This is a genomic window from Pseudomonas sp. ICMP 8385 (assembly GCF_002699915.1).
GTDB classification, from domain to species: Bacteria; Pseudomonadota; Gammaproteobacteria; order Pseudomonadales; family Pseudomonadaceae; genus Aquipseudomonas; species Aquipseudomonas gessardii.
The window spans coordinates 83,693-96,518 of sequence record NZ_LKBY01000157.1; the positions used below are offsets into that span (position 1 = coordinate 83,693).

Below are 12,826 nucleotides of genomic sequence, written 5' to 3' on the forward strand. Positions count from 1 at the left end.
CTCAATGGGTAGCTTGGCTGCGGCGCGAGGCCGGCAGCAGTTTGGCAATGGGTTCGGCGCTCGCGGTGTGCTGGCCGAAGTTGGCGTTATAGGTGGCGATGATCTCGCCGGCGATGGAAATGGCGATTTCCACCGGCAGCTTGCCCTTCACCTCGGTGAGGCCCATGGGGCAGCGCATGCGTTGCAGCTGCACCGGGTCAAAGCCGCGCTCACGCAGGCGGTGTTCAAATTTGACGCGCTTGGTCTGCGAGCCGATCAGGCCGAAGTAGGCAAAGTCATTGCGCTTGAGTAGGGCGGCGGTGAGTTCCAGGTCCAGCGCGTGATTGTGGGTCATGACGATGCAGTAACTGCCCACCGGCAGGTCGGCAATTTCATCGACCGGCTCTTCGCTGACGATTTTACGCACGCCCTGGGGGATATGCTCCGGGAATTCCTGTTCCCGCGAATCGATCCAGCGCACCCGACACGGCAGGCTGGCCAGCAGTGGCACCAGCGCGCGGCCGACATGGCCGGCGCCGAACACGGCAATCTGCGCCTGTACCTGGCCCATGGGCTCGAACAGCAGCACGGTCACGCCGCCGCAGCACTGGCCGAGGCTGGCGCCGAGGCTGAAGCGCTCCAGATGGGTGTTGTGCTGACCGCTGGCGAGCATATCGCGGGCGATCTGCATGGCCTTGTATTCCAGGTGGCCGCCGCCGATGGTGTCGAAGGTCCGGGCGGCGCTGATCACCATCTTGGAACCGGCGTTGCGCGGCGTGGAGCCGAGCTCTTCGATGATGGTCACCAACACGCAGGGTTCACCCTGGTGTTGCAGGTCGGCGAGGGCGCTGATCCAGTTGTTCATGTCTACCTCAACATTTCTGTTGTCAGTTCGGCCGTCATCGCGGGCAAGCCCGCTCCCACATATGGAATGCATTCCCCTGTGGGAGCGGGCTTGCCCGCGATAGCAGCGCCTCGGTCTAGAGCGAAGCCAACTCGGTTTCGGTTTTAACAGCCTTCGCAGCGGTCAACTGGCGCATCTGCTCACAGCCCCACAACACCCGCTCCGGGGTCGCCGGTGCGTCGATCTTCGGTTGATGGCGATAGTCACCCAGGCTCGCCACCGCATCCTTGATCGCGCACCACGAGGCAATCCCGAGCATAAATGGCGGCTCGCCCACAGCCTTGGAGTGGAACACCGTGTCTTCCTGGTTCTTGCGGTTTTCCACCAGCTTGACCCGCAAATCCAGGGGCATGTCCGCCACCGCCGGGATCTTGTAGCTGGCCGGGCCATTGGTCATCAGCTTGCCCTTGTTGTTCCACACCAGCTCTTCCATGGTCAGCCAGCCCATGCCCTGGATAAAGCCGCCTTCCACCTGGCCAATATCGATGGCCGGGTTCAGCGAGGCGCCCACATCGTGGAGGATATCGGTGCGCAGCATCTTGTACTCGCCAGTCAGGGTGTCGACGATCACTTCGCAACAGGCCGCGCCGAAGGCGAAGTAGTAGAACGGTCGGCCCCGCGCCTGGCTGCGGTCGTAGAAGATTTTCGGGGTCTTGTAGAAGCCGGTACTCGACAACGACACCTGGGCGAAATACGCCTGCTGGATCAGTTCCTCGAACGTCAGGATCTGCTCGCGCACCCGCACATGGCCGTTGTGGAACTCAACATCGGCCTCACTGACGTCGTATTTGCGCGCGGCAAACTCCACCAGGCGCTGCTTGATGGTCTCGGCGGCATTCTGCGCGGCCTTGCCGTTGAGGTCGGCACCGCTGGAGGCAGCGGTTGGCGAGGTGTTGGGCACCTTGTCGGTGTTGGTTGCGGTGATCTGCACCCGGTCGATGTCCACCTGGAAGATCTCGGCCACCACTTGCGCGACTTTGATGTTCAGGCCCTGGCCCATCTCGGTGCCGCCGTGGTTCAAGTGGATGCTGCCGTCGGTGTAGATATGGATCAGGGCGCCGGCCTGGTTGAGGAAGCTGGCGGTAAACGAAATACCGAACTTGACCGGGGTCAGCGCCAGGCCCTTTTTCAGGATCGGGCTGTGGGCGTTGTACAGGCGGATCGCTGCGCGGCGCTCGGCATATTGGCTGCTGGCCTCAAGCTCGGCAGTCATCTCTTCGAGCATGTTGTGCTCGACGGTCTGGTAGTAGTGGGTGACGTTGCGCTCGGTCTTGCCATAGTAATTGGCCTTGCGCACCGCCAGCGGGTCCAGCGCCAGGTGGCGGGCGATGGCGTCCATCACTTCCTCGATGGCGACCATGCCTTGCGGGCCGCCGAAGCCACGGTAGGCGGTGTTGGAGGCGGTGTTGGTCTTGCAGCGATGGCCATTGACGGTGGCGTCGCCCAGGTAATACGCGTTGTCGGAGTGGAACATCGCGCGGTCGACAATCGAGTTCGACAAGTCCGGCGAGCAGCCGCAGTTACCCGCCAGCTCCAGATTGATCCCGTGCAGGCGGCCGTTGTCGTCGAAGCCCACGTCGTATTCGATATAGAACGGGTGGCGCTTGCCGGTCATCAGCATGTCTTCGACCCGTGGCAGGCGCATCTTGGTCGGCTGGCCGGTCAGGCGCGCCACCACCGCGCACAGGCAGGCCGGGCTGGCGGCCTGGGTTTCCTTGCCACCAAAACCGCCGCCCATGCGCCGCATATCGACCACGATCTTGTTCATTGACACGTCGAGCACTTCGGCCACCAGCTTTTGCACTTCGGTGGGGTTCTGGGTGGAGCAGTAGACGATCATGCCGCCGTCTTCGGTGGGCATCACCGAGGAGATCTGGGTCTCCAGGTAGAAGTGTTCCTGGCCGCCGATATGCAGGGTGCCCTGGATGCGGTGTTTCGCGCTCGCCAGGGCGAGCGCCGAATCACCGCGCTGGTGGGTGTGGCTGTCCAGCACAAAATGCTTGTTGCGAAAGGCCTCGACCACATCCAGCACCGGCTCCAGGTCTTCGTATTCGATCACCGCCGCCATGGCGGCCTTGCGTGCGGTCTCCAGGTCGCGGGCGGCGACGGCCAGTACCACCTGGCCGACGAACTGCACGGTGTCGATGGCCAGCAACGGGTCGCCGGGCATCAGCGGGCCGATATCTTTCAGGCCCGGCACATCTTCGTGGGTAATGACGATGCGCACGCCGTCGAAGGCGTAGCAGGGCGCCGTGTCGATGCTGAGGATCCGGGCATGGGCGCGGTCGGACAGGCGCGCATACAGGTGCAACTGGTTGGGGAATTCCAGGCGGTCATCGATGTACTGCGCCTCGCCCGACACATGTTTGGCGGCGCTGTCATGCTTGACGCTACGCCCGACCCCGGACGTCAGGTCCTGGGCAAACAGCGCGGCCATTTCGGCTTGGGTTTTTACCACGGCGTGATGGTTAGACATAAGCGGTCACCCGAGTCTCGATGTGCGGCGTTTGCAGTTCGATAAAGTATTTGCGCAGCAGGTTCTGTGCGCTGAGCAGGCGGTATTCCTTGCTCGCCCGGAAGTCCGACAGCGGGGTGAAGTCCTCGGCCAGGGCCGCGCAGGCTTTCTCCACGGTGGCACTGTTCCAGGTGGCGCCGATCAGCACCGCCTCGCAATGTTGCGCGCGCTTGGGCGTGGCGGCCATGCCACCGAAGGCGACGCGGGCATCGCTGATCACCCCGTTGTCGATCTTCAGGTTGAACGCCGCGCAGACCGCCGAGATGTCATCGTCCAGGCGCTTGGACACCTTATAGGCGCGAAACAGCGTGTGGCCCTTGGGTACGATGATTTTCTCGATGAACTCGCTGTCCTGGCGGGCGGTGACGCGGTAGTCGATAAAGTAGTCTTCCAGGGCCAGGGTGCGGCGCACGCTGCCTTTGCACAGCACAATCTGCGCGCCGAGGGCGATCAGCAGCGGCGGCGAATCACCGATCGGCGAGGCGTTGCCGATATTGCCGCCAAGGGTGCCCTGGTTGCGGATTTGCAGGGAGGCAAAGCGGTGCAGCAGGTCGCCGAAGTCCGGGTATTCGTGGTGCAGTGCGCTGTAGCAGTCGGAGAGGGCGGTGGCGGCGCCGATTTCCAGGCGGTCGGCAAAGGTCTCGATGCGCTTCATGGCTTCAATGTTGCCGACATAGATCATCACGGGTAGCACGCGGTGGAACTGGGTGACCTCCAGCGCCAGGTCGGTGCCGCCGGCCAGCAACCGGGCCTGGGGGTAGGCGTCGTAAAGGTCGGCCAGGTCGGCGACGGTCAGGGGCACCAGGCAGCGTTTGTCGCCGCTGTTCAGTTCACCGGTTTGCGTCGGGGCGATGGCCTTGAGGCGGGCGATGGTTTGCGCCTCACGGCTGTCGAACTGGTCCTGGGGCTTGTTGCAGCAGGCTTGTTCGGCAGCGGCGAGGATCGGCCGGTAGCCGGTGCAACGGCACAGGTTGCCGGCCAGGGCTTCGTGGGCCTTGGCGCTGTCCGGGGCGTCGCTGTTCTTTTGCAGGGCGAACAGTGACATCACAAAACCGGGGGTGCAGAAACCGCACTGCGAGCCATGGCACTCGACCATGGCCTGTTGCACGCTGTGCAGTTGGCCCTGGTGCTTGAGGTCTTCGACGCTGATCAGCTGTTTGCCGTGCAGGGACGAGACAAACGTCAGGCACGAATTGAGGCTGCGATAGCGAATCTGCTCGGCGCCTTGCTCGTCGGTCTGCAACTCGCCGACCACCACGGTGCAGGCACCACAGTCGCCGCTGGCGCAGCCTTCCTTGGTTCCGGATTTGCCCAGGTGCTCACGCAGGTAGTTGAGCACTGTCAGGTTCGGGTCCAGGGCATGCTCGCTACGGAGCTCCTGGTTGAGTAAAAACTGGATCACGGAAGGCCTCGCAGACTCATTATTGTTGTTAACCGCTTTGCGCCGAATCTAGTCATGTCTGACTTTTCGGTCAACGATTTTCTGACCGAAAGGTCAAGAAAGTGCGGTTGCAACCCCTTTGATTATGGTTCAGATCCCTGTAACCGCCGTTTTCAGGGGCGCTTGGGCTTTATCGTCTGCGTATTTCATGCCAAATTCGGCGTTGTCGGCCCAGCGATTGCGCTACACTGCCGCCCTTGTACCGATAGCAGATTTTGAAGGGAAAACATGACGTTCAAGGCGCCGGACAGTCTCGCCGAGCAAATCGCTCACCACCTCGCCGAACGCATCATTCGCGGCGATCTCAAGCCTGGGGAACGGATCCAGGAACAGAAAGTCACGCTGGCACTCAATGTCAGCCGTGGCTCCGTGCGCGAAGCCTTGCTGATCCTTGAGCGCCGGCACCTGATCGCCATCCTGCCGCGCCGTGGCGCCCACGTTACCGAACTCACCGCGCACAAGGTGCAGAGCCTGTGTACGCTGATGAGCGAGTTGTACATTCTGCTGGGGGATGCGGTGGCCAAGGGTTGGCAGACCCAGGCCGACATGGCGCCGTTCGTGCAGATCCAGCAACGGCTGGTGAGCAATTTTGAACGCCAGGACATCCGCGCCTTTGTCGAAGAATGCTTCAATGTCATGCGCGCCGCGTACCCCTTTGCCAATAACCCGTACCTGCAGGAAACCGTCGAGAACCTGCAACCGGCGATGAACCGCGCCTATTACCTGGCCCTGGATCAGCGCAAGGCCTCCATGAGCGAGTACCTGGCGCTGTTCGAGCAACTGCTCGCCGCCGTCCTCGCCCGAGACCTGCCGCAGATCCGCCAGGTGCTCTCGGCTTACTGCCAGCGCAGTGCCTCATTGGTCATCGCAGCCCTGGCGGACGCCTAAGCGTGCGGCTCAAGTGCATCAAACTGGCGGGGTTCAAATCCTTCGTCGACCCGACCACGGTCAACTTCCCCAGTAATATGGCGGCAGTGGTCGGGCCCAATGGCTGCGGCAAGTCGAACATCATCGACGCCGTACGCTGGGTGATGGGCGAGAGCTCGGCGAAAAACCTGCGTGGCGAGTCGATGACCGACGTCATCTTCAACGGCTCCACCAGCCGCAAGCCGGTCAGCCAGGCCAGCATCGAACTGGTGTTCGACAACTCCGACGGCACCCTGGTGGGGGAGTACGCCGCCTACGCGGAAATCTCCATCCGCCGCAAAGTGACCCGCGACAGCCAGAACAGTTACTTCCTCAACGGCACCAAGTGCCGGCGCCGGGACATTACCGATATCTTCCTCGGCACCGGCCTGGGCCCGCGCAGCTACTCGATCATCGAGCAGGGCATGATCTCCAAGCTGATCGAAGCCAAGCCCGAGGACCTGCGCAACTTTATCGAGGAAGCGGCCGGCATCTCCAAGTACAAGGAGCGCCGCCGCGAGACTGAAAACCGCATCCGCCGCACCCACGAAAACCTCGCGCGCCTGACCGACCTGCGTGAAGAGCTGGAGCGCCAGTTGGAGCGCCTGCACCGCCAGGCCCAGGCGGCCGAGAAGTACCAGGAATACAAAGGCGAAGAACGCCAGCTCAAGGCGCAACTCTCGGCGCTGCGCTGGCAGGCCTTGAATGACCAGGTGGGCCAGCGCGAAGCGATCATCGGCACCCAGGAAGTCAGCTTCGAGGCCCTGGTGGCCGAGCAGCGCAATGCCGACGCCAGCATCGAGAGCCTGCGTGACGGTCACCATGACCTGTCCGAGCGCTTCAATCTGGTGCAGGGCCGCTTCTATTCGGTGGGCGGCGATATTGCGCGGGTCGAACAGAGCATCCAGCACGGCCAGCAGCGTTTGCGCCAGTTGCAGGATGACCTCAAGGAAGCGGAGCGGGCGCGGCTGGAAACCGAGTCGCACCTGGGTCACGACCGCACCTTGCTGCTGACCCTTGGGGAGGAGCTGGACATGCTCACCCCCGAGCAGGCAATCACCAGCGCCGCCGCCGAAGAAGCCGCCGCGGCCCTGGAAGAATCGGAAACCTCCATGCACGGCTGGCAGGAGCAGTGGGATGCGTTCAACCTGCGTTCCGCCGAACCGCGGCGCCAGGCTGAGGTGCAGCAGTCGCGCATCCAGCAACTGGAAACCAGCATGGAACGCCTGGCCGAGCGCCAGCGCCGGGTCCTGGAAGAGCGCGCCTTGCTGGCTGCTGCCCCGGAAGACGCGGCGATCATGGCGTTGAGCGAGCAACTGGCTGAAAGCGAAATGACCCTGGAAGAGCTGGAGGCCAGCGAAGAACAACAAGTGGAGCGCCTGGAGCAATTGCGCCAGGAACTGCAGCAGGCGACCCAGGCGCAGCAGCAGGCCCAAGGCGATTTGCAGCGCCTCAACGGGCGCCTGGCCTCCCTTGAGGCCTTGCAGCAAGCCGCACTGGACCCCGGCACCGGCACCGCCGAATGGCTGCGCGACCAGCACCTGGCCGAGCGTCCGCGCCTGGCCGAAGGCTTGAAGGTTGAAGCTGGTTGGGAATTGGCTGTGGAAACCGTGCTCGGTGCAGACCTGCAAGCGGTGCTGGTGGACGATGTTGGCGGCCTTGACCTGGCGGGCTTTACCCAGGGCGACTTGCGCCTGCTCAGCCCGGCAGCCGATGGCACCCGCGTGCCGGGCAGCCTGCTGGATAAAGTCGAGGCGCCGATTGACCTGGCGCCCTGGCTGGGCCAGGTCAAGCCGGTGGACTCGCTGGAACAGGCCCTGGCGCTGCGTGGCCAATTGGCCTCTGGCGAAAGCCTGATCAGCCGCGATGGCTATTGGGTGGGCCGGCACTTTTTGCGGGTGCGCCGCGCCAGTGAAGCCGAAAGTGGCGTATTGGCCCGTGGCCAGGAAATCGTCAACCTGAGCGCCGAGCGTGAAGAGCGCGAGGCGACCCTGGAGTCCCTGGAAACCCAACTGCAAACCCTGCGCGCCACCCAGCGCCAGCAAGAGACCGGTCGCGAACATTTGCGCCGCCTGTTGCAGGACGAAGCGCGCCAGCAGGGCGAACTGAAAGCCCAGCTCTCGGCCAGCAAGGCCAAGGCCGAGCAGTTGACCCTGCGCCGTACCCGTCTCGATGAAGAAGTGGCCGAGATGGGCGAGCAGCGCGCCCTCGAACACGAACAAGTCGGCGAAGCGCGCCTGCAGTTGCAGGATGCCCTCGACAGCATGGCTCTGGACACCGAACAGCGCGAACTGCTGCTGGCCCAGCGTGACAGCCTGCGCGAACGCCTCGACCGGGTGCGCCAGGAAGCGCGCCAGCACAAGGATCACGCCCACCAGTTGGCGGTGCGCCTGGGCTCGTTGCGCGCCCAGCACGATTCCACGCGCCAGGCCTTGGAGCGCCTGGAGATGCAGTCCGAGCGCCTGACGGAAAAGCGCGAGCAACTGAGCCTCAACCTGGAGGAGGGCGAGGCGCCCCTGGAAGAGCTGCGCTTGAAGCTCGAAGAGTTGCTCGATAAACGCATGAGCGTCGACGTAGAACTCAAGACCGCGCAAATCGCCCTGGAAGACGCCGACCGCGAACTGCGCGACGCAGAAAAGCGCCGGACCCAGGCCGAGCAGCAATCCCAATTGATCCGCAGCCAGCTTGAACAGCAACGCATGGAATGGCAGGCCCTCACGGTGCGCCGCAAAACCCTGCAGGACCAGTTGCTCGAAGATGGCTACGACCTGCACGGCGTACTCAACACCCTGACCGCCCAGGCCAACGAGAAAGACGCCGAGGAAGAACTTGAGCGCATTGCTGCGCGTATTCAACGACTTGGCGCGATCAACCTTGCGGCCATCGACGAATACCAGCAGCAGTCCGAGCGCAAACGTTACCTGGATGCCCAGGACGCCGATCTGGTGGAAGCCCTGGACACCTTGGAAAATGTCATTCGCAAGATCGACAAGGAAACCCGTAACCGCTTCAAAGATACCTTTGATCAGATTAATGGCGGTTTACAGGCCTTATTTCCAAAAGTTTTCGGTGGTGGCAGCGCTTACTTGGAACTGACGGGCGAAGATCTACTCGATACAGGGGTAACGATCATGGCGCGGCCCCCGGGCAAGAAGAACAGCACCATCCATTTGTTGTCCGGTGGCGAGAAGGCCCTGACCGCATTGGCCCTGGTATTTGCCATCTTCAAGTTGAACCCGGCGCCGTTCTGCATGCTCGATGAAGTTGACGCGCCGTTGGATGACGCTAACGTTGGACGCTATGCCCGCCTGGTTAAAGAGATGTCCCAGACGGTGCAGTTCATCTATATCACCCACAACAAGATCGCCATGGAAATGGCCGATCAATTGATGGGGGTGACCATGCATGAACCGGGCTGTTCGCGACTGGTGGCGGTGGATGTGGAAGAGGCGATGGCGATGGTGGAAAGTTAGCGGCAAGTTGCTAGCTTCAAGCGGCAAGAGTGTCGGCTTGAAGCGTATGGCTTGTAGCTTAATTCCTGCGTCAGCCGACACATTTTGCGCCAACTGTGTAAAGTTATCTTTGGTCGTGCTAGTTTAATGTCAATTTTTCGTATGCGTGGGCAAAACGTCAGTCAGAACATAGAGTTGGCGCCACGTTTTAAAGCGGTTTGCACGGTGCTAAACCCCTTATTTTTCAGCATTTTTTATAGAGGCAAGGGATTACATGGAAATCGGTCTGCGCGAGTGGCTGATCGTCATCGGCATTATTGTAATAGCCGGTATTCTTTTTGATGGCTGGCGCCGGATGCGCGGCGGCAAGGGCAAGCTGAAATTCCGTCTGGACCGCAACCTGTCCAATTTGCCCGACGACGACGGCGCCGCCGAGCTGCTGGGGCCGCCCCGTGTCCTGGACACCCATAAAGAACCGCAACTGGACGAGCACGACCTGCCGTCGATGAGCGCGCCGGTGCGTGAAGCCCGCGAGCCGTCGTCCAAGCGCGGCAAGCGTGGCAGCGCTGCCGTGGCCGAGCCGCATCAGGGTGACCTGAACCTTGACGTGGATGAAGGCCCGAGCTTCAGCAGCCGTGACGGCGACTTCCCCGATGAGCGCCCGGCCAAGAGCGCATCGCGTGAGGCCGCCAAGGATCAACCCGCGGCTGAAGAAGTGCTGGTGATCAGCGTGATCTGCCGCGACGCGGCCGGCTTCAAGGGCCCGGCGCTGTTGCAGAACATCCTGGAAAGCGGCCTGCGTTTTGGCGAGATGGATATTTTCCACCGTCACGAAAGCATGGCCGGCAATGGTGAAGTGCTGTTCTCCATGGCCAATGCGGTCAAGCCGGGCACCTTCGACCTGGACGATATCGACCTGTTCAGCACCCCGGCGGTGAGCTTCTTCCTCGGCCTGCCAGGCCCGCGTCACCCGAAACAGGCGTTCGACGTCATGGTGGCCGCAGCCCGCAAGCTGTCCCAGGAACTCAACGGCGAGCTCAAGGACGACCAGCGCAGCGTGCTGACCGCCCAGACCATCGAGCATTACCGTCAGCGCATCGTCGAGTTCGAGCGTCGCGCCCTGACACAGAAGCGCTAAGGTTTAATCCTAAGCGTTGCCTGTAGAATCCGTGCACTACATATTGAGCAGCTTCGGCTGCTCTTTTGCTTTATGAGAGAACACCCATGACCGCCGCCCACACCCGCATCCTCGAGCTGCGCGCTGAACTGGATCAGCACAACTACCGTTACCATGTACTCGACGAGCCGAGCATCCCGGACGCCGAGTACGATCGGTTGTTCCACGAACTCAAGGCGCTGGAAGCCGAGCACCCGGACCTGGTGACCCGCGACTCACCCACGCAGCGGGTCGGCAGCGCGGCGTTGTCGGCGTTTACCCAGGTGCGTCACGAGATCCCCATGCTCAGCCTGGGCAACGCCTTTGATGAAGCCACCCTGCTGGAATTTGATCGCCGGGTCACCGAGGGCCTCGACCTGCCGGTGGGCGATCTGTTTGGCGCTGGCGTGGCGGTGGAATACAGCTGCGAGCCCAAGCTCGATGGCCTGGCGGTCAGCCTGCTGTACCAGGATGGCGAGTTGGTACGCGGCGCGACCCGTGGCGACGGCACCACGGGCGAAGACATCAGCGTCAATGTGCGCACCGTGCGCAATATCCCCTTGAAGCTTCACGGCACGGGCTGGCCGGCGACCCTGGAGGTGCGCGGCGAAGTCTTTATGTCCAAGGCCGGTTTCGAGCGCTTGAACGCCACGCAACTGGAAGTCGGCGGCAAGACCTTCGCCAACCCGCGCAACGCCGCCGCCGGCAGCCTGCGCCAGCTCGACTCGAAGATCACCGCCAGCCGCCCCCTGGAGTTCTGCTGCTACGGCGTGACCACCGATATCAGCGACACCCATATCGGCAACCTGCAGCAGCTGCAGCAGTGGGGCATGCCCATCAGTCACGAGCTGAAGCTGGCCAGGGGTATTGAGGATTGCCTGGCGTACTACCGCGATATCGGAGAGCGGCGTAACAGCCTGGCCTATGAAATCGACGGTGTGGTGTTCAAGGTCAACAGTATCGCGTACCAGCGCGAACTGGGCTTTCGCGCCCGCGAGCCGCGCTGGGCCATCGCCCATAAGTTTCCGGCGATGGAAGAGTTGACCGAATTGCTCGACGTTGAATTCCAGGTCGGCCGCACCGGCGCCGTGACGCCGGTGGCGCGCCTGAAGCCGGTCAAGGTGGCGGGCGTTACCGTGTCCAATGCGACGTTGCACAACATGGACGAAGTGGCGCGCCTGGGCCTGATGATCGGCGACACGGTGATCATCCGCCGTGCCGGTGATGTGATCCCACAGGTTGTGTCGGTGGTTACCGAGCGCCGCCCGGAACATGCCCGCGCCGTACAGATCCCGGAAAACTGCCCGGTGTGCGGTTCCCATGTGGAGCGCACGCAACTGGTCAAGCGCAGCAAGGGCCGGGAAACCGTCAGCGAAGGCGCGGTGTATCGCTGTGTCGGGCGCCTGGCCTGTGGCGCGCAGCTCAAGCAGGCGATTATCCATTTTGTCTCGCGCCGGGCCATGGATATCGACGGCCTGGGCGACAAGACCATTGAGCAGTTGGTCGACGAAAAGCTCATCGGCTCGCCGGCTGACCTGTACAAGCTCAAGTACGAGCAGATCATTGACCTGGAAGGTTTCGCCGATGTTTCCAGCAAAAAACTGATCGCCGCCATCGAAAACAGCAAGACCCCGACCCTGGCCCGCTTTATCTACGCTCTGGGCATTCCCGATGTGGGCGAGGAAACCGCCAAGGTGCTGGCGCGCTCGCTGGCCTCCCTTGAGCGTGTGCAGCAGGCGTTGCCGGAAGTGTTGACGTACTTGCCGGATGTGGGCCTGGAAGTGGCTCACGAGATCCATAGCTTCTTTGAGGACAGCCACAACCAGCAAGTGATTGGCGCGCTGTTGTCGCCGGACGAATGCGCACTGGTCTTGCAGGATCAGGGCGAGCTGAGTGCCGAGTTCGCCGCCAGCACCACCTTGGGCGGTTTGCTCGACAAGTTGCACGTGCCTTCCGTGGGCCCGGGGGCTGCGCAAAAGCTGGCGGACAAGTTTGGCTCCCTGGAGGGGGTTATCCAGGCCGACTGGCTGGACATGCGCCAGGCGCTGCCGGAGAAGCAGGCCAAGTCCGTGCGCGAGTTCTTTGATGATCAGGACAATGCCCGTCGTGCCCTGGCCATCGAACAGCAGCTCAAGGACTTCGGCATGCACTGGCAGAGCGAGAAGAAAGTGGTCGAGGGCTTGCCCGAAGCAGGGCATACCTGGGTGCTGACCGGCTCGCTGGAGCTGATGAGCCGCGACGTGGCCAAGGCAAAGCTCGAAAGCCTGGGCGCCAAGGTGGCGGGGTCGGTATCGGCGAAAACCCATTGCGTGGTCGCAGGGCCGGGCGCCGGGTCCAAGTTGGCCAAGGCCAGCGAGCTGGGGTTGAAGGTGCTGGACGAAGAGGCATTCGTCGCCTTCCTGGCCAGCCATAACATCCCCCTCTGATGATCGTTCCCACGCTCCGCTGATCGTTCCCACGCTCTGCGTGGGAA

At 62.5% G+C, this 12,826-nt stretch carries 7 protein-coding genes; 4 read left to right on the forward strand and 3 right to left on the reverse strand.

Annotated elements, in window-relative coordinates:
* Position 1: 1 nt before the first annotated feature.
* From xdhC to xdhA, 3 genes are all read right to left on the reverse strand, one after another.
* On the reverse strand, positions 2-844 hold the full coding sequence (gene xdhC / locus AO268_RS30405; protein ID WP_099170746.1) for a xanthine dehydrogenase accessory protein XdhC: 843 nt from the start codon (positions 842-844) through the stop codon (positions 2-4).
* A gap of 115 nt (positions 845-959) precedes the next feature.
* Entirely contained in the window at positions 960-3,359 is a 2,400-nt protein-coding gene (gene xdhB / locus AO268_RS30410; RefSeq protein WP_099170747.1) for a xanthine dehydrogenase molybdopterin binding subunit, read from the reverse strand.
* Complete coding sequence (gene xdhA / locus AO268_RS30415) at positions 3,352-4,800, reverse strand: xanthine dehydrogenase small subunit (RefSeq protein WP_076961217.1); 1,449 nt, start codon at positions 4,798-4,800, stop codon at positions 3,352-3,354. Before xdhA ends, xdhB begins: the two co-directional genes overlap by 8 nt.
* Positions 4,801-5,067: 267 nt before the next feature.
* On the opposite strand from xdhA, the gene AO268_RS30420 reads away from it, so the two are divergent.
* From AO268_RS30420 to ligA, 4 genes are all read left to right on the forward strand, one after another.
* Positions 5,068-5,727, forward strand: a complete 660-nt coding sequence (locus tag AO268_RS30420; protein ID WP_076961218.1) for a GntR family transcriptional regulator — start codon at positions 5,068-5,070, stop codon at positions 5,725-5,727.
* 2 nt (positions 5,728-5,729) lie between these two features.
* Positions 5,730-9,218 carry a chromosome segregation protein SMC gene (gene smc, locus AO268_RS30425; RefSeq protein ID WP_099170748.1) on the forward strand — a complete coding sequence of 1,163 codons (3,489 nt, stop codon included), beginning with the start codon at positions 5,730-5,732 and terminating at the stop codon, positions 9,216-9,218.
* A 253-nt stretch (positions 9,219-9,471) separates the two neighbouring features.
* The gene (gene zipA, locus AO268_RS30430) at positions 9,472-10,335 is read left to right on the forward strand and encodes a cell division protein ZipA (protein WP_076961220.1); all 864 of its coding nucleotides are present in this window, start codon (positions 9,472-9,474) and stop codon (positions 10,333-10,335) included.
* An 86-nt stretch (positions 10,336-10,421) separates the two neighbouring features.
* Complete coding sequence (gene ligA, locus AO268_RS30435; protein ID WP_099170749.1) at positions 10,422-12,779, forward strand: NAD-dependent DNA ligase LigA; 2,358 nt, start codon at positions 10,422-10,424, stop codon at positions 12,777-12,779.
* The last annotated feature ends 47 nt before the right edge of the window (positions 12,780-12,826 follow it).

Excerpts from the sequence above, each read along its gene's own strand:
- xdhB (WP_099170747.1), bottom strand. The coding sequence starts at position 3,359 with ATGTCTAACCATCACGCCGTGGTAAAAACCCAAGCCGAAATGGCCGCG.
- AO268_RS30420 (WP_076961218.1), top strand. The coding sequence starts at position 5,068 with ATGACGTTCAAGGCGCCGGACAGTCTCGCCGAGCAAATCGCTCACCAC.
- xdhC (WP_099170746.1), bottom strand. The coding sequence starts at position 844 with ATGAACAACTGGATCAGCGCCCTCGCCGACCTGCAACACCAGGGTGAA.
- zipA (WP_076961220.1), top strand. The coding sequence starts at position 9,472 with ATGGAAATCGGTCTGCGCGAGTGGCTGATCGTCATCGGCATTATTGTA.
- ligA (WP_099170749.1), top strand. The coding sequence starts at position 10,422 with ATGACCGCCGCCCACACCCGCATCCTCGAGCTGCGCGCTGAACTGGAT.